This is a genomic window from Pseudomonas sp. zfem003, from assembly GCF_032621675.1.
In the GTDB taxonomy this organism is placed as follows: domain Bacteria; phylum Pseudomonadota; class Gammaproteobacteria; order Pseudomonadales; family Pseudomonadaceae; genus Metapseudomonas; species Metapseudomonas otitidis.
The window spans coordinates 462,898-482,711 of record NZ_JAVYJG010000001.1 but is presented as its reverse complement, the minus strand read 5'-3'; the positions used below and the strand labels follow the sequence as shown (position 1 = coordinate 482,711).

Annotated in this window: 14 protein-coding genes and 1 pseudogene; 3 read left to right on the top strand and 12 right to left on the bottom strand. The window is 70.3% G+C overall.

The genetic code is table 11. The annotated features are described in order from the left end of the window. The first annotated feature begins 1 nt into the window (after position 1). Together RTK35_RS02135 and RTK35_RS02130 are read left to right on the top strand one after the other, a co-directional pair. The gene (locus RTK35_RS02135; RefSeq protein ID WP_044406645.1) at positions 2 to 202 is read left to right on the top strand and encodes a DUF1656 domain-containing protein; all 201 of its coding nucleotides are present in this window, start codon (positions 2 to 4) and stop codon (positions 200 to 202) included. An 11-nt stretch (positions 203 to 213) separates the two neighbouring features. Then, positions 214 to 1,089 carry an HlyD family secretion protein gene (locus RTK35_RS02130; protein ID WP_044406561.1) on the top strand — a complete coding sequence of 292 codons (876 nt, stop codon included), beginning with the start codon at positions 214 to 216 and terminating at the stop codon, positions 1,087 to 1,089. A 641-nt stretch (positions 1,090 to 1,730) separates the two neighbouring features. Here the strand turns inward: RTK35_RS02130 and RTK35_RS02125 are convergent. The 12 genes and pseudogenes from RTK35_RS02125 to RTK35_RS02070 all read right to left on the bottom strand — a co-directional run bounded on the left by RTK35_RS02125 (position 1,731) and on the right by RTK35_RS02070 (position 18,795). Continuing rightward, positions 1,731 to 1,973: a YheU family protein gene (locus tag RTK35_RS02125; protein WP_044406564.1), complete on the bottom strand. Its 243-nt coding sequence runs from the start codon at positions 1,971 to 1,973 to the stop codon at positions 1,731 to 1,733. Positions 1,974 to 2,020: 47 nt separating this feature from the next. After that, positions 2,021 to 4,774 carry a hybrid sensor histidine kinase/response regulator gene (locus RTK35_RS02120; protein ID WP_316907260.1) on the bottom strand — a complete coding sequence of 918 codons (2,754 nt, stop codon included), beginning with the start codon at positions 4,772 to 4,774 and terminating at the stop codon, positions 2,021 to 2,023. A 62-nt stretch (positions 4,775 to 4,836) separates the two neighbouring features. Next, the gene (locus RTK35_RS02115) at positions 4,837 to 6,030 is read right to left on the bottom strand and encodes an osmoprotectant NAGGN system M42 family peptidase (protein WP_044406570.1); all 1,194 of its coding nucleotides are present in this window, start codon (positions 6,028 to 6,030) and stop codon (positions 4,837 to 4,839) included. Positions 6,031 to 6,091: 61 nt separating this feature from the next. Beyond that, positions 6,092 to 7,855, bottom strand: a complete 1,764-nt coding sequence (ngg, locus tag RTK35_RS02110; protein WP_308725424.1) for an N-acetylglutaminylglutamine synthetase — start codon at positions 7,853 to 7,855, stop codon at positions 6,092 to 6,094. Positions 7,856 to 7,860: 5 nt separating this feature from the next. Further along, the gene (locus tag RTK35_RS02105) at positions 7,861 to 9,630 is read right to left on the bottom strand and encodes an N-acetylglutaminylglutamine amidotransferase (protein WP_316907259.1); all 1,770 of its coding nucleotides are present in this window, start codon (positions 9,628 to 9,630) and stop codon (positions 7,861 to 7,863) included. Between the two features lie 183 nt (positions 9,631 to 9,813). Then, the gene (gene mnmC, locus RTK35_RS02100; RefSeq protein ID WP_316907258.1) at positions 9,814 to 11,775 is read right to left on the bottom strand and encodes a bifunctional tRNA (5-methylaminomethyl-2-thiouridine)(34)-methyltransferase MnmD/FAD-dependent 5-carboxymethylaminomethyl-2-thiouridine(34) oxidoreductase MnmC; all 1,962 of its coding nucleotides are present in this window, start codon (positions 11,773 to 11,775) and stop codon (positions 9,814 to 9,816) included. A gap of 85 nt (positions 11,776 to 11,860) precedes the next feature. Then, positions 11,861 to 12,800: pseudogene (locus tag RTK35_RS02095) on the bottom strand (NAD(P)-binding domain-containing protein). 31 nt (positions 12,801 to 12,831) lie between these two features. After that, on the bottom strand, positions 12,832 to 13,935 hold the full coding sequence (locus RTK35_RS02090) for an enoyl-CoA hydratase/isomerase family protein (RefSeq protein WP_236215376.1): 1,104 nt from the start codon (positions 13,933 to 13,935) through the stop codon (positions 12,832 to 12,834). A gap of 10 nt (positions 13,936 to 13,945) precedes the next feature. Continuing rightward, entirely contained in the window at positions 13,946 to 14,764 is an 819-nt protein-coding gene (locus RTK35_RS02085; RefSeq protein WP_044406587.1) for an enoyl-CoA hydratase, read from the bottom strand. Positions 14,765 to 14,786: 22 nt separating this feature from the next. Continuing rightward, positions 14,787 to 15,950, bottom strand: a complete 1,164-nt coding sequence (locus RTK35_RS02080; protein WP_044406590.1) for an isobutyryl-CoA dehydrogenase — start codon at positions 15,948 to 15,950, stop codon at positions 14,787 to 14,789. Between the two features lie 6 nt (positions 15,951 to 15,956). After that, positions 15,957 to 17,204, bottom strand: coding sequence for an ABC transporter substrate-binding protein (locus tag RTK35_RS02075; protein WP_107331419.1), 1,248 nt, complete (start codon positions 17,202 to 17,204; stop codon positions 15,957 to 15,959). Positions 17,205 to 17,301: 97 nt separating this feature from the next. Beyond that, positions 17,302 to 18,795: a CoA-acylating methylmalonate-semialdehyde dehydrogenase gene (locus RTK35_RS02070; RefSeq protein WP_316907257.1), complete on the bottom strand. Its 1,494-nt coding sequence runs from the start codon at positions 18,793 to 18,795 to the stop codon at positions 17,302 to 17,304. A gap of 134 nt (positions 18,796 to 18,929) precedes the next feature. Here RTK35_RS02070 and RTK35_RS02065 point away from each other — a divergent pair, with 134 nt between their 5' ends. Continuing rightward, positions 18,930 to 19,811, top strand: coding sequence for an AraC family transcriptional regulator (locus tag RTK35_RS02065; protein ID WP_316907256.1), 882 nt, complete (start codon positions 18,930 to 18,932; stop codon positions 19,809 to 19,811). Positions 19,812 to 19,814: the final 3 nt, after the last annotated feature.

Below are 19,814 nucleotides of genomic sequence, written 5' to 3'. Positions count from 1 at the left end.
CCTGCCCCGCGAGATCGCCTTCCACGGCGTCTACATGCCGACCCTGACCCTGCTGTTCATCGCCACCGCGCTGGCCTGCTGGGCTCTGGACCGGGTGCTGGCCGCCGCCGGCCTGTACCGCTTCGCCTGGCACCCGGTGCTGTTCCGGGTGAGCCTGTTCGCCTGCCTGTTCGGCGGGCTTTCGTTGTTCGTCTACCGTTGATCGAGCCCACCATGACCCTCAAATCCGTCTTCAGCCTGCTGGCGACCCTTCTCGTCCTGCTCCTGGCCGTGTTCATCGGCCGCACCCTCTGGGTGAACTACATGGACAGCCCCTGGACCCGCGACGGCCGCGTGCGCGCCGACATCATCAACGTCGCGGCGGATGTGTCCGGTGTGGTGGTGGAGGTGCCGGTGGCCGACAACCAGCGGGTGAAGAAGGGCGACCTGCTGATGCGCATCGACCCCGAGCACTACCGCCTGGCGGTGAAGCAGGCCGAAGCCCAGGTGAACGCCCGCAAGGCGGTGCTGGACATGCGCCGGCTCAGCGCCCACCGCCGCGCGGCGATGGACGAGCAGGTGGTCTCCCGCGAGAGCCTGGACGACGCCAGCAACACCGCGCTGGCCGCCGAGGCGGACTACCAGCAGGCCCAGGCCAACCTGGAGGCGGCCCGGCTGAACCTGGCCCGTACCGACGTGCGCGCGCCGGTGGACGGCTACGTGACCAACCTGACCGTGCACGCCGGCGACTACGCGCGCATCGGCGAGGCCAAGCTGGCGGTGGTGGACGAGGCGTCCTACTGGGTCTACGGCTACTTCGAGGAAACCAAGCTGCCGCACATCGCCGTGGGCGACCCGGCGGAGCTGCAGCTGATGAGCGGCGAGCGCCTGGAAGGCCATGTGCAGAGCATCGCCCGCGCCATCTACGACCGCGACAACCCCCAGAGCCGCGAGCTGGTGGCCGACGTGAACCCCACTTTCAACTGGGTGCGCCTGGCCCAGCGGGTACCGGTGCGCATCCACATCGACAAGGTGCCCGAGGGCGTGCTCCTCGCCGCCGGCATCACCGCCACGGTGATCGTGCACCCGGCCAATGGCGCAAACCCGTAGGGGCGAATTCATCCGCCCAGCGACGCGGAGCGTGATCGGCCGTAGCCCGGGCTTCAGCCCGGGGAGGGCGGGAGCCGGTGCATCACTTGGGCATTTCACCGGGAATGCCGGCGTGGCCCTGGGCTGAAGCCCAGGCTACGGGTGCTTCCGGGTGATCGTGTGCCCGGCGAATGGGGCAACCCTGTAGGGGCGAATTCATTCGCCCAGTGACGCGGGCGTGGCGGGCCGTAGCCCGGGCTTCAGCCCGGGGAGGGCGGGAGCCGGTGCGTCACTTGGGCATTTCACCGGGGATGCCGGCGTGGCCCTGGGCTGAAGCCCAGGCTACGGGTGCTTCCGGGTGATCGTGCGCACGGAGAATGGGGCAACCCTGTAGGGGCGAATTCATTCGCCCAGTGACGCGGGCGTGGTCGGCCGTAGCCCGGGCTTCAGCCCGGGAAGAGGTGAGCCGATGCTTCAATTGGGCATTTCACCGGGGATGCCGGCGTGGCCCTGGGCTGAAGCCCAGGCTACGGGTGCTTCCGGGGGATCGTGTGCCCGGCGAATGGGGCAAGCCTGCAGGGGCGAATTCATTCGCCCAGCGACGGGGCGTGATCGGCCGTAGCCCGGGCTTCAGCCCGGGGAAAGGTGGTCGAGCCGGCGCATCACTCGTCCTCGTCTTCCACCAGCAGTTCCCTGGGCACTTCGCTGCGCAGCATCAGCTGGCATTGCTGGCTGTCGGGGTCGAAGAGGATGACCGCCTGCTTCTTCTCCAGGGCCTTGCGCACGCGGGCGACGCGGGTGTCGAGCGGGGTCTCGTCGCCGTTGTCGGTGCCGTCGCGGGTGACGAAGTCCTCGATCAGCCGGGTCAGGGTCTCGGGTTCCAGCAGGTGGTGGGGGATGAGCATGGGTGGGCCTCGTGGAGCGGGGGCGCGATCGTAGCACCTGCGGGCGTTCAGCTCTCGTCTTCCACGCGCTGGCGCGCCAGATGGCGGTCCAGGGTGGTGTAGAGCTGGTGGGCGTCGAGGGGCTTGCCGAGGAAGTCGTCCATGCCGGCGGCGGCGCCGGCTTCGCGGTGTTCGTCGAAGATGTGCGCGGTGAGGGCGACGATGGGCACCGGGGCCAGGTGGCGGTTGCGTTCCAGCACGCGGATGCGGCGGGTGGCCTCGAAGCCGTCCATCTCCGGCATTTCGCAGTCCATCAGGATCAGCGAGATGCCCTGCGGGTCGCGCTCGTACTCGGCCACGGCGGCCACGCCGTTGGCCACGGTGCGCACCCGGTAGCCCTGGCGCTTGAGGAAGCCCTGGACCACCAGCTGGTTCACCGGGTTGTCCTCGGCCACCATCACGCAGGGCGCGCGGTCCGCCTCGGGGTGCTGAGGTGCCGGTGCGGGCGCCGGCGTGGCCGGTTGTTCGCGGTACAGGTCGAGCAGGGCCTGGCGCAGCGGCAGCACCGCCAGCGGCTGGGCCATGGCCAGCAGCTGCAGGCCCTCGCTGGGGGGCAGGTTCTGGCACTGTTCGGGCGGGCACAGCAGCAGCACGCGCTGGCCCTTGGCGAGGCTGGGTCGCAGGCTGTCGAGCCAATGGGTGACGCTGCCTGGCCAGGGCGCCATGAGCACCAGCAGCGGCGGCACGGCGAAGTCTTCCAGGTAGTCCCGCAGGCGCTCCGGGTCCTGGCAGCGCTCGGTGCGCATGCCCCAGCGGCCCAGCAGGCGGCCGAGGGTGTCCAGGCCGAGGCCGTCGAGGGAGGTGAGCAGGGCGGTGCGGCCGTTCAGCAGGGCCGGCAGTTCGTCGGTTTCCTCCACGGCCTGCAGAGGCAGGTCGAAGGAGAACCGGGTGCCCTGGCCGGGGGTGCTCTGCACTTCGATGCGGCCGCCCATCATCTCCACCAGCTCCTTGCTGATGGCCAGGCCCAGGCCGCTGCCGCCGTAGCGGCGGGTGGTGCTGGAGTCGCCCTGGGCGAAGGAGTCGAACAGCTGGGAGAGGGATTCGGTGCGGATGCCGATGCCGCTGTCGCTGATGGCGAACACCAGGCGCGGTTCGCCCAGGCTGTTGTTGCGGCGGCTGACGTTGAGGGCGACGTGGCCTTCGGCGGTGAACTTGAGGGCGTTGCTCAGCAGGTTCATGAGGATCTGCTTGAGCCGCGTGGGGTCGCCCTGGACCCGCCGGGGTACGCCGTTCTCCAGGCTGACATAAAGGCGCAGGCGCTTGTCCAGGGCCTGGGCGGTGAACAGGCTGAGGGCGTCGGAGACCAGTTGCTCCAGGTCGAACTCGATGTGCTCCAGGGTCAGCTTGCCGGACTCGATGCGGGCGTAGTCGAGGATGTCGTTGATCACGGCCATGAGCGCGGTCCCCGAGCTGGAGATGGTGTCGACGTAGAAGCGCTGGGTGCGGTCCAGCGAGGTTTCCTTCAGCAGGTGCAACATGCCCAGCACGCCGTTGAGCGGGGTGCGGATCTCGTGGCTCATCTTGGCCAGGAAGCGGCTCTTGGCGCGGCTCTCGACGTGGGCCTGCTCGGCGGCCTGGCGCGAGCGGTAGCCTTCTTCCTTGAGGGTGTTGATGCGGTCGGCGAGGCCGATGGAGAGGGTGATCAGTTCGATGGTGACGCCGATCTTCACCGCCGTGGCGCCGAAGATGCCCAGCACCTCCACGCCCAGGGAGCCGGTGGTGGCCTGGATGAAGGCGAACAGCATGATCCCCCAGGCCAGGGTGTAGTAGGAGCCGTAGCGCACACCGCGCCGCCAGACGTAGACGCCGGTGGCCAGCAGCAGCAGGGACACCGCCGAGACGGTGAGGCTGGCGAGGATGTTCCAGGCCGCCAGGCCCACCAGCGGGGCGGAGGCGAAGGCCAGCAGGGTGAGCAGCATGGCGCCGCGCAGGCAGTTGTCCAGGCGCGGGAAGTAGGCGCGTGCGTGGAGGAAGTGGCGGCTGAACTGCACGGCCGTGAGGCAGTGCAGGTACATGAGGATGTAGATGCTCACCGACTGCAGCGCGACGTGTTCGGGCAGCAGCTTGAACAGCATGCCGTCGAAGCAGGCGGCGAGCAGGCCGACGTTGAGGTTGTAGGCCAGGTACCAGAGGTAGGCGGACTCGCGCAGCGAAAGGTAGAGGAACAGGTTGTAGAAGAACATGGCGAACAGCACGCCGTAGAAGGCGCCGTTGAACCCCATGAAGTTCTCCTGGGCGGCGGCGCTGGCGCCGTAGGTGCTGAAGAACAGCGGCAGGAACAGCGTGCTGGTGCTCTCCACCCGCAGCAGCACGGTGCTGACCCCCGGCTGCACCTCCAGGGGGAACCAGAAGTTGCGCACCTGCACCGGGCGCTGGGCGAAGGCGAAGCTGTCGCCGGTTTCCTGCTCGCTGACGCGGCCGTCGGGGCCGTAGGCGTAGAGGCGGATGTGGTCCAGCAGCGGGTAGTTGACTTCCAGGTAGCCGGCCACCGGGTGGGGGCGGCTGTTGACCAGGCGGACCCTGAACCACCACACCGAGGCGTTCTTGCCCAGGTTGGCGTGCTCGCCGTGGACGGGAGTGAAGGCCTCGTCGGGCAGCTGGCGCACCCGCTCGGCGCCGAGGCTGCCGTCGGGGTCTTCGACATAGGCGGCGAAGGGGCTCAGGGACAGGCGTAGTTCATCACGGTCGAGGGGGGCGCCCTGCAGCGCCCAGACCGGTCCGATGACGCACAGGAGCAGAAGCGCCAGACAGAGGCGAGGCATCCGTTGACCTCGTAGTTGTTATCGCCTGTGGCCTGGCACTTTGCCCGTATGCGCGATGGCCTTCAAGCGTCGTTTTCGCCCTTGCCGAGGAGGCTGCCGACCGTCGGTACGCGGGTGTCGTTCTCCATCTGCGCGCTGTGCTCCAGCTGGTGGCTGAACGGCTCCAGGGAGTGCTGGGCGGTGTTGGCGTCGCTGGCGAACACCGGCGGGCTCATGAGGTAGGCGCCGAGCAGGCGGGCCATGGCCTCCAGGCTGTCGATGTGGGTGCGCTCGTAGCCGTGGGTGGCGTCGCAGCCGAAGGCCAGGAGGGCGGCGCGGGTGTCGTGGCCGGCGGCGATCGCCGACTGCGCGTCGCTGTGGTAGTAGCGGAACAGGTCGCGACGAACTGCCACGGCGTTCTGCTCGGCCAGCTTCAGCAGGTGCCGGGAGAGGTGGTAGTCGTAGGGGCCGGAGGAGTCCTGCATGGCGACGCTGACGGCGTGTTCGCTGGAGTGCTGGCCGGGTGCGACGGGGGCGATGTCGATGCCGACGAACTCGCTGACGTCCCACGGCAGGGCACCGGCGGACCCGGAGCCGATCTCCTCGGTGATGGTGAACAGCGGGTGGCAGTCGATGGGCGGCACCAGCCGCGCCTCGCGGATGCCCTTGAGGGCGGTGAGCAGGGCGGCGACGCCGGCCTTGTCGTCCAGGTGGCGGGCGCTGATGTGGCCGCTCTCGGTGAACTCCGGCAGTGGGTCGAAGGCGACGAAATCACCAATGGACACCCCCAGGGACTCGCAGTCGGCGCGGGTCGAGCTGTAGGCGTCCAGGCGCAGCTCCACGTGGTCCCAGCTGATGGGCATGCTGTCCACCTCGGTGTTGAAGGCGTGGCCGGAAGCGAGCAGCGGCAGCACGCTGCCACGGATCACCCCGGTTTCGGTGAATACGCTGACCCGGCTGCCCTCGGCGAAGCGGCTGGACCAGCAGCCCACCGGGGCCAGGGCCAGACGGCCGTTGTCCTTCACCTGGCGGACGATGGCGCCGATGGTGTCCAGGTGCGCGGCCACGGCGCGGTCGGGGCTGTTCTGGCGGCCGGCGAGGGTGGCGCGGATGGTGCCCCGGCGGGTCAGTTCGAAGGGGATGCCCAGCTCATCCAGGCGTTCGGCGACGTAGCGCACGATGGTGTCGGTGAAGCCGGTGGGGCTGGGGATGGCGAGCATCTCCAGCAGCACCTTCTGCAGGTAGGCGAGGTCGGGATCGGGAAGGGTCTGGCTCATGGTGGCTCCTCTGTGGGGCATGCGGGCCGGGGCGCCGGTTGGGGGCCGGCGCCCGGCACGATCAGGGGGTGCCCGGTTGGCGGCTGAGCGGGAACAGCAGGTCGACGAAGCGTTCGGCGGTGGGTTGCGGCTGGTGGTTGGCCAGGCCGACCCGTTCGTTGGCTTCGATGAAGACGTAGTCGGGCTGGTCGGCGGCGGGTACCAGCAGGTCCAGCCCCACCACGGGGATGTCCAGCGCGCGGGCGGCGCGCAGGGCGGCATCGGCCAGGGTCGGGTGGAGTACGCCGGTGACGTCCTCCAGGGTGCCGCCGGTGTGCAGGTTGGCTGTACGGCGCACGGCCAGGCGCTGGCCGGCGGGCAGCACGTCGTCGTAGCCGTGCCCGGCGTCGCGCAGGGTGCGCTCGGTCTCCGCGTCCAGCGGGATGCGGCTCTCGCCACCGGTGGCGGCCTGGCGTCGGCGGCTCTGGGCCTGGATCAGGGCGCGGATGCTGCGCTGGCCGTCGCCGACCACTTCGGCTGGGCGGCGCAGGGCGGCGGCCACCACCTCGAAGCCGATCACCACGATGCGCAGGTCCATCCCTTCGTGGCAGCTTTCCAACAGCACGCGGCCGTCGTAGCGACGGGCTTCGGCGATGGCGGCTTCGACGTCCTCGATGCGGCGCAGGCCGACGGCGACGCCCTGGCCCTGTTCGCCATCCACCGGCTTGACCACCAGGGTGCCGTGCTCGGCGAGGAACGCGGCGTTCTCCTCGCGGCTGCCGGCCAGGCGCTGGGCGGGGAGGTTGAGGCCGGCGCGGGCGAGGGCGCGGTGGGTGAGGGTCTTGTCCTGGCAGAGCGTCATGCTCACGGCGCTGGTCAGGTCCGACAGCGACTCGCGGCAACGCACGCTGCGGCCACCCTGGCTGAGGGTGAAGAGGCCGGCGGCGGCATCGTCCACGCGCACTTCGATGCCGCGCCGGTGGGCCTCGTCGACGATGATGCGGGCGTAGGGGTTGAGGGTCTGCTCCGGGCCGGGGCCGAGGAACAGTGGCTGGTTGATGCCGTTCTTGCGCTTGATGGCGAAGGTGGGCAGGTCACGGAAGCCGAGCTTGGCGTAGAGCGCCTTGGCCTGGCGGTTGTCGTGCAGCACCGAGAGATCCAGGTAGGCCAGGCCGCGGCTCATGAAGTGCTCCACCAGGTGGCGCACCAGCGCTTCGCCCACGCCGGGGCGGGCGCATTGCGGGTCCACGGCCAGGCACCAGAGGCTGGAGCCGCCTTCCGGGTCGTGGAAGGCCTTGCGGTGGTTGAGGCCCATCACGCTGCCCACCACCTGGCCGCTGGCGGAGTCCTCCGCCAGCCAGTAGACCGGACCGCCCAGGTGGCGCGGGGTGATGGCCGCCGGGTCCACGGGCAGCATGCCGCGGCTGCGGTAGAGCTGGTTGATGGCCTGCCAGTCCTCGTCGCTGTGGGCCCGGCGGATGCGGAAGCCACGGAAGGCGCGGCGCGCCGGGCGGTAGTCGGTGAACCACAGGCGCAGGGTGTCGGAGGGGTCGAGGAACAGCTGCTGTGGTGCCTGGGCCAGCACCTGCTGGGGCGCGGCGACGTAGAGGGCGATGTCGCGCTCGCCGGGGCTTTCGGCCAGCAGCTCCCGGGCCAGGCTGGCCGGGTCGGCATAGGTGTGGCCGAGCAGCAGGCGGCCCCAGCCGCAGTGCAGCATCTGCACCGGGTCTTCCGGGGGCGTCTGGTGTTCTTCCGCCAGGCGTGCCTGCAGGCGCTCGTAGGAGGGGGCCTGGCCGCGCATCAGGCGCTGGCTGTGCAGGTAGGGCTGGCCGGTGTGGGCTTTCATGTCGTTCAGATTCCCTGTTCGTTGAGCCAGAGGTTGAGGGCCGCCAGCTGCCACAGGCGCGAGCCGCGCAGCGGGGTGAGGTCCTCCTCGGGGTGGGCCAGCAGCCGTTCCAGGCTGGCGCGGTTGAACAGCCCGCGATCGTTGCCGCCTTCCAGCAGCAGTTCGCGCACCCAGTCGCGGGTGCGGCCCTGCAGGTGCTTGAGGCCGGGCACCGGGAAGTAGCCCTTGGGCCGGTCGATCACGGCGTGGGGGATGACCTGGCGTGCCACCTCCTTGAGCACCTGCTTGCCGCCGTCGCCCAGCTTGAAGCGCGACGGGATGCGCGCCGACAGCTCGGCCACGCGGTAGTCGAGGAACGGCACGCGGGCTTCCAGGCCCCAGGCCATGGTCATGTTGTCGACCCGCTTCACCGGGTCGTCCACCAGCATCACGGTGCTGTCCAGGCGCAGGGCCTTGTCCACCGGGTCGTCGGCGCCGGGGCGGGCGAAGTGCTCGCGGACGAAGTCGCCGGCCAGGTCGCCGGTCTGCCAGGCGGGCATCACCGTGTCGCGGTACTCGGCGTGGCTGCGGTCGAAGAAGGCGTTGCGGTAGGTGGCGAACGGATCGCGGCTGTCCACCAGCGGCGGGTACCAGTGGTAGCCGCCGAACAGTTCATCCGCGCCCTGGCCGCTCTGCACCACCTTGCAGTGCCGGGACACCTCGCGGGAAAGCAGGTAGAAGGCGATGCAGTCGTGGCTGACCATGGGCTCGCTCATGGCGTGGAAGGCAGCCGGCAATTGCTCGATGATCTCGTGCTCGCCGATGCGCAACTGGTGGTGGCGGGTGCCGTAGTGGCGGGCGATGAGGTCGGAGTATTCGAACTCGTCACCACGCTCGCCCCCGGCGTCCTGGAAGCCGATGGAGAAGGTCAGCAGGTCCTTCACGCCGGCTTCGGCCAGCAGGCCCACCAGCAGGCTGGAATCCACCCCGCCGGAGAGCAGCACGCCGACGTCGCGGGCGGCGCGTTGGCGGATGGACACGGCCTCGCGCAGGCTCGCCAGCAGGCGGTCGCGCCAGTCCGCCAGTTCCAGCCCGGCTTCGTCGGCATCGTGGCCGTAGGCGAGGCTCCACCAGGTGGCCTGGTCGCGGTTGCCCTGGGCGTCGACCATCAGCCAGGTGGCGGGCGGCAGCTTCTCGATGCCCTTGACCAGGGTGCGCGGCGCCGGCACCACGGCGTGGAAGCTGAGGTAGTGGTTCAGCGCCTCGGGGTCGAGGCTGCCGTCGATGTCGCCGCCCTTGAGCAGGGCCGGGAGGCTGGAGGCGAAGCGCAGGCGCTCGCCGGTGCAGGACAGGTACAGCGGCTTGATGCCGAGGCGGTCGCGGGCGAGGAACAGGCGCTGGCTGCCGGGCTCCCAGATCGCCAGGGCGAACATGCCGTTGAGGCGCGGCAGCATGTCCTTGCCCCAGGCATGCCAGGCCTTGGCCAGCACCTCGGTGTCGCCGCTGGAGCGGAAGTGGTAGCCCAGCGCCTGCAGCTCTTCGCGCAGCTCGGGGAAGTTATAGATCGCGCCGTTGAAGCTGATGGCCAGCCCCAGGTCGGGCTCGACCATGGGTTGGGCGGAGCCGTCGGACAGGTCCATGATCTTCAGCCGACGGTGGCCGAGGGCGACCGGTCCCTGGCTGTGGAAGCCCCAGGCATCCGGCCCGCGCGGGGCCATGTGGTGGGTGATGCGTTCGACCGCAGCCAGGTCGGCGGGTCGGTTATCGAAACGTAGTTCTCCAGAAATGCCGCACATAGTTCCTTACCGGTGTGTCCGTTGGGGAGGGTGCACCGCGAGGGTGCATAGAGGTCCGACAGGGGTATGTGCGATCGGTTCAGATCGATTGGTTATGAGCGGGCAGGCACGAACCCTCGCGCCGATGGCCGGGGCGGCGCATCGGGGCGAACGCGGAACGGGACGGGCGGGAAAGCGGGGGCGTTACTGCCCCCTGATCAACCGGCGCAACAGGAAGCGGTTGGGGTGGCAGGCTTCGGCGACGTCGCGGGGGAGCGGCAGGGGTTCGTCGTCGAGCCAGGCGGCCAGTAGCTCGCCGGCCAGGGGGGCGGTGATCAGGCCGCGGGAGCCGTGGCCGCTGTTGAGGTAGAGCCCGTCGAGCCAGGGGGCGGGGGTGTCCGGCACCTGGCGGGCGTCGCGGGCGAGGACGGCGTAGGCCTCGGCGAAGGCGTCGGCGTCGCACAGCGGGCCCACCAGGGGCAGGTAGTCCGGGGTGGTGCAGCGGAAGGCGGCGCGGCCCTGGAGCTGCTCCGGGTCCAGTTGGTCGACGTGCAGGCGGGTGCCGAGGTCGGTGGAGATTTCCCGCAGCAGGTCGAGGTTGCCGGCGTGTTCGGTGGCGGTGGGGGCCAGGTCCTGGCTGTGGAAGTCGAAGCTGGCGCCGAGGGTGTGCTCGCCGTGGCGCACCGGGGCGACATAGCCCTCGGCGCAGACCACCGTGGCCAGCGCGGCGCTGGCGGGGGTGGCGGGCAGGCGGGTGATCTGCCCGCGGATGCGCTTGAGCGGCATGCCGGTGGTCTGCGGGAAGCGCAGCACCTCGGCGGCGCCGGCCAGCACCACCACGGGCGCCTCGGCCAGCACGGCGTCGCCGGCGCGGGCCTGCCAGGTGCCGTCCTGGCGCACCAGCTCCAGGGCTTCCCGGTGCAGGGCGTGTTCGATGCCCGGCTGGGCGGCGAGCCAGCGGCACAGGGCTGGCGGGTGGACCCAGCCGGCCTCGGGGTAGAACAGGCCGCCAGCGGGGAGGGCGATGCCGGCCAGGGCTTGTGCCTCGACCTGGTCCAGCGCGCGCAGCAGCCCGCTGGGGAACGCCCGGGCGAGGGCGGCCTGGCGTTCGCGTTCCTTGTCTTCGAAGGCCAGCTGCAGCACGCCGCAGGCTTGCCAGTCCTCATTGGCCTGCAGGTGTTCCAGCAGGCGCCGGGTATGGCCGAAACCGCTGACGATGAGCCGCGACAGGGCTGTGCCGTGGGCCGACAGCTTGAGGTAGAGCACGCCTTGGGGGTTGCCGGAGGCTTCCTCGGCCAGGCCGGCGTGGCGCTCCAGCAGGGTGACCTGCCAGCCGCGCGCGGCCAGGCTGGCCGCACTGGCGCAGCCGGCCAGCCCGCCGCCGATCACCAGCGCCCGACGCGGCCCCTGGTGGGCCGGCGGGCGGGCGTACCAGGGGCGTTCGGCAGCGACCGGTACGGCGTTGTAGCGGCCCCGGGTCATGTGCCACTTCTTGCCGAAGCCGGGGGTGCGCTTGATGTCGAAACCCACCGCCTGGAGGCCGCGACGGACGAAGCCGGCGCTGGTGAAGGTGGCCAGGGTGGCGCCGGGTGCGCTGAGGCGGGCGAGCTGGGTGAACAGGTCGGGCGACCACATCTGCGGGTTCTTGGCTGGTGCGAAGCCGTCGAGGAACCAGGCGTCGATGCGCGCGTCCAGCTGCGGCAGGCAATCCAGGGCGTCGCCCACCAGCAGGGTCAGCACCACGCGACCGCCGTCCAGCAGCAGGCGCTGGAAGCCGGGGTTGATGGCGCGGTACTGCTGCAGCAGTTCATCGCCGAGGGGGGCGAGGGACGGCCACAGCGCCAGGGCGCGGGCCAGGTCGGCATGGGCGAGGGGGAATTTTTCCACGCTGACGAAATGCAGGCGGGCGCTGGCCGGGGCCTGCTCGCGGAACAACTGCCAGGCGCAGAGGAAGTTCAGGCCGGTGCCGAAGCCGGTCTCGCCGATGACCAGGCGACCGCCTTCGGGCAGTGCGGCGAAGCGCTCCGGCAGCTGGTTGCCGTCGAGGAAGACGTGGCGGGTCTCGGCCATGCCGGATTCGGGGGAGAAGTAGACGTCGCCGAACTCGCGGGACAGTGGCTGACCCTGCTCGTCCCAGTCGAGCAGGGCGTGATGGAAGTCGGACATGGGGCGCCCCGGTTGTAACGAAGCGCGCATGGTAGCCGATCGCATCGGCGCGGTGCGCTGCGGCAGGTCGACGCCTGCCTCGATATCACTCCGGGGCGAACAGCTGCTGCACCACGGAGAAGTCCTGGCGGCCCTTGCCCTGCTTGAGCAGCAGGCGGTAGAGCTGCAGCGCCAGGGCGCCCATGGGGGTGCTGCTGGCGCTGCGGCCGGCGGCCTCCTGGGCCAGGCCGAGGTCCTTGGCCATCAGTTCGGCCATGAAGCCGCCCTGGTAGCCGTTGCTGGCGGGGGCGTTGGGCATCACCCCCGGCCAGGGGTTGTAGCGTTCCAGCACCCAGTTGCCGCCGGAGCTCTGGCGCATGATCTCGGCCAGCACGGCGGGGTCGAGCTGGTTGGCGACGCCGAGGGCCATGGCTTCGGCGGTGGCGATCATCTGCACGGCGAGCACCTGGTTGTTGCACACCTTGGCTACCTGGCCGGMGCMKCTGCACGGCGAGCACCTGGTTGTTGCACACCTTGGCTACCTGGCCGGCGCCGGCCGGGCCGGCGTGGAACAGGTTGCGCCCCATCAGCGCCAGCAGCGGGCGGGCCCGCTCCAGGGCCTCGGCCTCGCCGCCGATCATGAAGGTGAGGGTGCCGGCGGCGGCGCCGGCGGTGCCGCCGGAGACCGGCGCATCGAGCAGGGCGATGCCCCGTTCGCGGGCGGCGGCATGCACGCGCCGGGCTGCCTCGGGGGCGATGGTGGAGCACTCCAGCACCAGGGTGCCGGCGGGCAGCCCGGCCAGCAGGCCGTCGTCGCCCAGGTAGAGGCCTTCGACGTGGTGGCTGGCGGGCAGCATGCTGACCACCACCTCGGCGCCCTGGACGGCGTCCCGGGCATCGACGGCGGCCTTGGCCCCTTCGGCCACCAGTTGATCCATGGCGGCGCGGACCAGGTCGAAGACCTGCAGCGCATGGCCGCCCTTGATGAGGTTGCGGGCCATGGGCAGGCCCATGTTGCCGAGACCGATGAAGGCGATTGTTGTCATTGTCGTGCTCCTTGGGTCGCGTGGGAGGGGGTTAGAGGTCCGCCAGGGGGTGATCGCCCTCCCAGGTGGGCTCGAAGTGGGCTTCGATCACGTTGCGCGGCACGCTGTCCACGCTCGGCCAGTGCCAGCGCGGAGCGTTGTCCTTGTCGATCAGGCGGGCGCGCACGCCTTCGGGGAATTCCGGGTGGCGGCAGCAGTTCAGGCTCATGGCGTATTCCATGCGGAACACCTCGGCCAGGGAGCGGTGGCGGGCGCGGCGGATCTGCTCCCAGACCAGGTGCCCGGTGAGCGGGCAGCCGGCGACCAGGGTGCGGGCGGCGCGGGCCAGCAGGGCGTCTTCGTCGTGCTGCAGGGCGGCGATGGCGTGCCAGGCGGCGGGCAGTTCGGCCACGTCCAGCAGGTCATCGAGGCGGGCCCGGCGCGGCAGCCACTGGGCCTCGGGCAGCTGCGGGCGGGCGCTGGCTTCCAGGGCTCGCAGCAGGCTGGTGAGCTGGGCGCCGCTGTGCTCGCGCCAGTTGAGCTGGGCGAGGCCGTCCAGCAGGGCCTCCTGCTGGTCGTCCAGCAGGAAGCGGTCGGCCAGGCCCAGGTCCAGCGCGTCACGGGCGTTGATGCCGCTGGCGGTGAGGCCGAGGAACAGGCCCAGGCGCCCGGGCAGGCGGGCGAGGAACCAGCTGCCGCCGACGTCGGGGTAGAGGCCGATGTTGACCTCCGGCATGCCCAGCCGGCTGGAGGGGGTGACGATGCGGATCGCCGCGCCCTGCATCAGGCCCATGCCGCCGCCCAGCACGTGGCCGTGGGCCCAGCAGATGAGCGGCTTGGGGTAGGTGTGCAGGCGGTGGTCGAGGCGGTACTCGTCGGCGAAGAAGCGCGCCGCCAGCGGCGGCACTTCGCCGGGGTGCTCGCGGCAGGCTTCCGCCAGCCGGCGCACGTCGCCGCCGGCGCAGAAGGCCTTGGGCCCGCTGCCGCGCAGCAGCACGCAGACCAGGTCCGGGTCGTTGGCCCAGGCATCGAGGCGGGCCTCCAGCGCTTCGATCATCGGCAGGCTGAGGGCGTTGAGGCTGGCCTCGGCGTCCAGGGTGGCGATGCCGATGCGCGCGCCGTCGCGGCCGTGGCGCTCTTCGAATTTCACGTTCATGGCATCGCTCTCACTGGTTGCGCCACTTGGGTTCGCGCTTTTCGAGGAAGGCGTTGACGCCTTCGCGGGTGTCCTCGGCGTCGAACAGGTCGACGAAGCGCTCGCGCTCCTCGGGCAGCCAGGTGTTCGGGGCGCGTTCGCGGGCGCCCTGGATCAGCGGCTTGATGGTGCGCACCGCCACCGGGCTCTGGCGGGCGACCTTGGCCGCCAGCAGCAGGGCGGTGCCACGGGCTTCGCCGCTGTCCACCACCTGCTCCACCAGGCCGATGCGCTGGGCGGTGTCGGCGTCGATGCGCTCGCCGCAGAGGATCATGCGCTTGGCCCAGCCTTCGCCCACCAGCCAGGACAGCGCCTGGGTGCCGCCGGCGCAGGGCAGCAGGCCGACGGTGGCCTCGGGCAGGGCCATCTGCGCATGGCGCTCGGCGATGCGGATGTCGCAGGCCAGGGCGCACTCCAGGCCGCCGCCCATGGCGTAGCCGTTGATGGCGGCGATGGACACGCCACGGAAGTCGCGCAGGGCTTCGAAGGCTTCGCCGAAGCGCCGGGCCATTTCCCGGGCGCGGGCCTTGTCGCCGTCGGCGAACATGTTGAGGTCGGCGCCGGCGCTGAAGAACTTGGGCCCCTGGCCGGTCACCACCAGGGCGTAGATGGCGTCGTCGCGGTTGAGGTGCTCCACCAGTTGCTTGAGGCCGATGAGGGATTCGCGGTCCCAGGTGTTGGCCGGCGGGTTGTTGATGGTGAGCAGGGCGGTGTGGCCGTGCTTCTCCACGGTGAGCTTGTGGGTGAGGTCGAAGACGCCGGTCTTGTAGGGTTCGACTGCGGTGCTCATGTGCATCTCCTTAACGCATTCGTCATAGCAGGCGGTCGAGTGTGCCGCCCTGTTCCAGTAAACGGCGCGCCGTGATGACGCGCATGATCTCGTTGGTGCCTTCGAGGATCTGGTGCACGCGGGTGTCGCGCACCCAGCGCTCCAGAGGGTAGTCGTTCAGATAGCCGTAGCCGCCATGAAGTTGCAGGGCCTGGTTGCACACTTCGAAGCACTGGTCGGTGGCGAAGCGCTTGGCCATGGCGCAGTAGAGGCTGGCCTCGGGGTGGCGCTGGTCCAGGCGGTGGGCGGCCAGGCGCACCATCTGCCGGCTGGCGGTGAGGTCGGTGAGCATGTCGGCGAGCTTGAACTGCAGGGCCTGGAAGCTGGCCAGGGGCTTGCCGAACTGCCGGCGCTCCTCGACGTAGCGCAGGCTCTGTTCCAGCGCGGCCTGGGCGGCGCCGAGGGAGCAGCTGGCGATGTTCAGGCGGCCGCCGTCGAGGCCCTTCATGGCGTAGACGAACCCTTCGCCCTCGGGGCCGATGCGGTGGCTGGCGGGGATGCGCACGCCGTCGAAGGCGATGGTGCGGGTGGGCTGGGCGCGCCAGCCCATCTTGTCTTCGTTGCGGCCGTAGCGGATGCCTTCGGCGTCGGCCGGCACCAGGAAGCAGGAGATGCCCTTGGCGCCGTCTTCGCCGGTACGCGCCATGACGATCAGCACCTGGGTGCTGCCGGCGCCGGAGATGAAGCACTTGCTGCCGTCCAGCACGTAGTGCTCGCCGTCGCGCCGGGCGCGGGTGCGCAGGTGGGCGGCGTCGGAGCCGGCGTCGGGCTCGGTGAGGCAGTAGGAGGCCAGCAGCCGGCCGTCCAGCAGGCCCGGCAGCCACTGGGCCTTGAGCGCGGCGTCGCCGAAGGAGGCGAGCATCCAGGTGGCCATATTGTGGATGGTGAGGTAGGCGGTGGTGGCCACGCAGCCGGCGGCCAGCTGCTCGAAGATCAGCGCGGCGGAGAGCCGCGAGAGCCCGAGGCCGCCGTCGTCCTCCGCGATGTACAGCCCCAGGTAGCCCTGTTCGGCGGCCCGGCGGATGACCTCCACCGGGAAGTGGTGCTCGCGGTCCCAGTCGGCGGCGTGGGGGGCCAGCTCCCGCGCGGCGAAGGCGCGGGCGCTGTCGGTCAGCAGGCGTTGTTCATCGCTGAGGTCGAAATCCATGGCGTCTCACTGCAGGGTCAGGGGTTTGCCGGCGGCCCGCCGTTCGGCCTGCCAGTCGGCTTCGCTGGGAAGCGCGGTGCTGGCGTCGAGGCGGTCGACGATCTCGAAATAGTCCTGCTTGAGCGGGTCCTTGAACACCTCGTCGCGGTGCTTGACCCGGACGGCGTACACCGTCTGCAGGTTCTGGTGGTCGAAGGCGCGCCACTGCTGCTCGCCCTTGAGGAGGCTGTAGCGATGGCCTTCGAGGGCCTTGATCAGGGCTTCGCTGTCGAGGCTGTTGCTGCGGCGCGCGGCATCGGCCCATTGCTGGACGATGCTGTAGGCCGAGGCGGCGGAGCTGGAGGGGTACATGCCGTAGCGGGTCTTGAACGCTTCGACGAAGGCCTGGCCGCGTTCGGACTTCTCAAGGGCGGGGACGCGCCAGGTCCAGGGTTCGGTGCCGATCACGCCCTGCATGAGGTCGGGGCCGGCCTGCTCGACGATGCTCTGGGTGAGGTTGGGCGCGACGATCTGCATGCGCTCGGTCAGGCCCAGGTCGCGGGCGATGCGCATGGCGCGCACCAGGTCTTCGCCGAACAGCACCAGGGCCAGCACCTGGGCGTCGCTGGCGGCGGCCTGGGCGAGGGCGTCGCGGTAGTCACTGAGGCGGGCGCCGGGGAAGGGCACGCGCACGCCGGGGTGGCCGGCGCTGTCCTGGCTGCCGGTGGCCTTGCGCAGCGAGGCTTCGGTGGTCTGCCCCCAGGTGTAGTCGGCGGTGACGTAGAAGTAGCGTTTGCCGGGCAGGGTCTTGCTCAGGTACTGGCCCAGCACGCCGGCGCTCATCCAGGCGTTGTTGCACTCGCGGAACAGGTAGCGGTGGCCGTTCTTGCCGGTGGTGTCGTTGGAGTAGGTGAGGGTGCCGAAGTACAGCAGGCCGCGCTCGCGGGCCCGTTCGCCGGAGGCGATGGCCACCGCGCTGGAGGCGCCGCCGAAGAGCATGGCGGCGCCTTCGTCGGCGAGCTTGTCGACGTTCTTCACGGCCTTTTCCGGGCGCGAGGCGGTGTCCTTGGCGGACAGCCGCAGGGTGCGGCCGAGCACGCCGCCCGCTGCGTTGATCTCGTCGATGGCCAGCAACGCGCCTCGCATCTGGGCCAGTCCCTCTTCCTTGTACGAGCCGGTGCGCGGGTAGTTGAGGCCGAGGGTGATGGGCTCGGCAGCCTGCGCACAGGCGGTGATCCCGGCCCAGAGGGCCAGGGTGGCAGTCAAACGGCGCATGGGGGTTCCTCCTTGTTGTTGTGGAGGAACCTTTTACGCCGGTCCCGGATGGGTTGAGATTCTCTTTTCGTCTAACAGGCTGTCGGATACCCGCTTGCTACTTGAGCTGGATGGTCATGTTCGGGCCGCTCACCGGGCTGTCGTCGAACCAGCGGGTGGTGACGGTCTTGGTCTCGGTGTAGAAGCGCACCGCCTGCTTGCCGTAGGCGTGCAGGTCGCCATAGAAGGAGCCCTTCCAGCCGGTGAAGGAGAAGAACGGCAGCGGCACCGGGATGGGGACGTTGATGCCCACCTGGCCCACTTCCACGGCGTGCTGGAAGTGCCGCGCGGCGCCGCCGGAGCGGGTGAACAGGCTGGTGCCGTTGCCGTAGGGGCTGGCGTTGACCAGGGCGATGGCCTCGTCGAGGGTGTCCACCTCCACGCAGGCCAGCACCGGGCCGAAGATTTCCTCGCGGTACAGGCCCATGCGCGGGGTGACGCCGCGGAACAGGGTGGGGCCGAGCCAGTTGCCATCGGGGTAGCCGGGCACTTCGCAGTGGGAGCCGTCGAGCAGGCATTCGGCGCCTTCGGCCTTGCCCTCGGCGATCAGTCGCAGCACGCGCTGGCGGGCCTGCTGGCTGATCAGCGGGCCGTAGGCGGCCTGGGGGTCGCTCCAGTGGCCGGGTCGCAGCTGGGCCATCTGCTCGGCCAGTTCGCCGATCCACTCCCGCGCCTGGCCGACGAAGACGGCGACGCTGATGGCCATGCAGCGCTGGCCGGCGGCGCCGCAGCTGGCGCCGATGAGGTTGCTCAGGGTCTGTTCCTTGTTGGCGTCGGGGAGGATCACCATGTGGTTCTTGGCCCCGGCGAAGGCCTGCACGCGCTTCATGTGCGCGGTGCCGGTGCGGTACACGTGCTGGCCGACCGGCACCGAGCCGACGAAGGAGATGGCGCGCACTTCGGGGTGGGTGAGCAGGGCATCCACCTGTTCGCGGCCGCCATGCAGCACCTGCAGCACGCCCTTGGGCGCGCCGGCTTCGAGGAACAGCTCGGCGAGGCGGTTGGGGGTCAGCGGGTCCTGCTCGGAGGGCTTGAGGATGAAGGTGTTGCCGCAGGCGATGGCCAGGGGAAACATCCACAGCGGGATCATCGCCGGGAAGTTGAAGGGGGTGATGCCGACGCACACGCCCAGGGGCTGGATCCAGCTGGCGGTGTCGATCTCGCGGGCGACGTTCTCCACCGTCTCGCCCATCATCAGGCTGGCCACGTTGGCCGCGTGCTCGGCCACCTCGATGCCGCGCCAGACGTCGCCCTTGGCGTCGGCGAAGGTCTTGCCGGTCTCGCTGGCCAGCAGCTCGGCCAGTTCGTCGTGGTGCTCCTTGAGCAGGTGCTGGTAGCGCAGCATCAGGCGGGCGCGTTCCGGGATGGGGACTTCGCGCCAGGTGAGGAAGGCGTCGCGGGCACTGGCCACGGCGGCTTCGATCTCCTCGGCGGTGGCGCGGGGCGCCAGGGCCAGCACGGCCTGGGTGGCGGGATCGGTGACTTCGATCAGCTCGCGGGCGCGGCTCTCGCGCCATTGGCCATCGATCAGCTGGGGAATCGTCCTGCTCATGCGTGCCTCCGCCCGTCCTCGGGCCCTTTGTTGTTCTGTGTGCCGTTTATAGCGGGGCGCCGGGCGCTTGTGGATTGACGATCTTGGCGCCGGGATGGACGATCTTGGCATTGCTGGCCACCACAAGAACAACCATGAGCCGCTCCGTGGAAACCTCCAACTGGCCGCTGCCGGCCGATGGCATCCGCCTGATCACACCGCCCCGCCTGCGTCGCCTGCTGGCCCGCCACCCCTTGGCAGCCGGCTGCTACCCGCTGGCGCTGGGCTATTACCCGGACGCCGCGGGGCACCGCATGCTGCGCCTGGCCCCGGACGACCACCTGCTGATCTACTGTCGTGCCGGGCAAGGCTGGCTGGAGACCGGGGATGGACGATTCGACGTGGCAGGCGGGGACCTGCTGGTGCTGCCCAAGGGCCGCATGCACGCCTATGGCGCCGACCTGCAGCGCCCGTGGAGCATCTACTGGGTGCACTTCAAGGGGGAGCTGGCGGCGGATTTCCTGCGCTTTCTCGGCGAGCCGGGCCTGCGTCGCATCGGCGCCCAGCCGCGCCTGCTGGCGGACTTCGACGGGTTGCTGGGGCTGCGCAAGCAGGGCCTGAACCCCAGGCACCATGTGCATGCGGCCCACCAGTTGCAGGCGCTGCTGACGTCGCTGGCGGTGCTGCCGGCGCGGGGTTTTCTCAAGTCCGGGCGGGTGCTGGACGTGGACGCGGTGCAGGCGGTGATGCGTGCGCACCTGCACGAGCAGCTGAACCTCGACCAGTTGGCCGCGCAGTTCAAGCTCTCGCGCTTCCACTTCGCCAAGACCTACCGTGCCCTGACCGGCCACGCGCCGATCCAGGATTTCATCCAGCTGAAGATGGCCCACGCCTGCCGCCTGCTGGACGAGGGCAGCCTGGGGGTGCGGCAGATCGCCGAGCAGCTGGGCTACGAGGACGCCTATTACTTCTCCCGCCTGTTCCGCAAGGTGGTGGGCATGGCGCCCAGCCATTACCGGGCGCTGCACCTGGGGTGACGG

What these genes read in the sequence shown, in the direction of transcription:
- RTK35_RS02130 (WP_044406561.1), top strand. Translation starts at nt 214, where the DNA reads ATGACCCTCAAATCCGTCTTCAGCCTGCTGGCGACCCTTCTCGTCCTG.
- RTK35_RS02125 (WP_044406564.1), bottom strand. Translation starts at nt 1,973, where the DNA reads ATGCTCATCCCCCACCACCTGCTGGAACCCGAGACCCTGACCCGGCTG.
- RTK35_RS02120 (WP_316907260.1), bottom strand. Translation starts at nt 4,774, where the DNA reads ATGCCTCGCCTCTGTCTGGCGCTTCTGCTCCTGTGCGTCATCGGACCG.
- RTK35_RS02115 (WP_044406570.1), bottom strand. Translation starts at nt 6,030, where the DNA reads ATGAGCCAGACCCTTCCCGATCCCGACCTCGCCTACCTGCAGAAGGTG.
- ngg (WP_308725424.1), bottom strand. Translation starts at nt 7,855, where the DNA reads ATGAAAGCCCACACCGGCCAGCCCTACCTGCACAGCCAGCGCCTGATG.
- RTK35_RS02105 (WP_316907259.1), bottom strand. Translation starts at nt 9,630, where the DNA reads ATGTGCGGCATTTCTGGAGAACTACGTTTCGATAACCGACCCGCCGAC.
- mnmC (WP_316907258.1), bottom strand. Translation starts at nt 11,775, where the DNA reads ATGTCCGACTTCCATCACGCCCTGCTCGACTGGGACGAGCAGGGTCAG.
- RTK35_RS02090 (WP_236215376.1), bottom strand. Translation starts at nt 13,935, where the DNA reads ATGAACGTGAAATTCGAAGAGCGCCACGGCCGCGACGGCGCGCGCATC.
- RTK35_RS02085 (WP_044406587.1), bottom strand. Translation starts at nt 14,764, where the DNA reads ATGAGCACCGCAGTCGAACCCTACAAGACCGGCGTCTTCGACCTCACC.
- RTK35_RS02080 (WP_044406590.1), bottom strand. Translation starts at nt 15,950, where the DNA reads ATGGATTTCGACCTCAGCGATGAACAACGCCTGCTGACCGACAGCGCC.
- RTK35_RS02075 (WP_107331419.1), bottom strand. Translation starts at nt 17,204, where the DNA reads ATGCGCCGTTTGACTGCCACCCTGGCCCTCTGGGCCGGGATCACCGCC.
- RTK35_RS02070 (WP_316907257.1), bottom strand. Translation starts at nt 18,795, where the DNA reads ATGAGCAGGACGATTCCCCAGCTGATCGATGGCCAATGGCGCGAGAGC.
- RTK35_RS02065 (WP_316907256.1), top strand. Translation starts at nt 18,930, where the DNA reads ATGAGCCGCTCCGTGGAAACCTCCAACTGGCCGCTGCCGGCCGATGGC.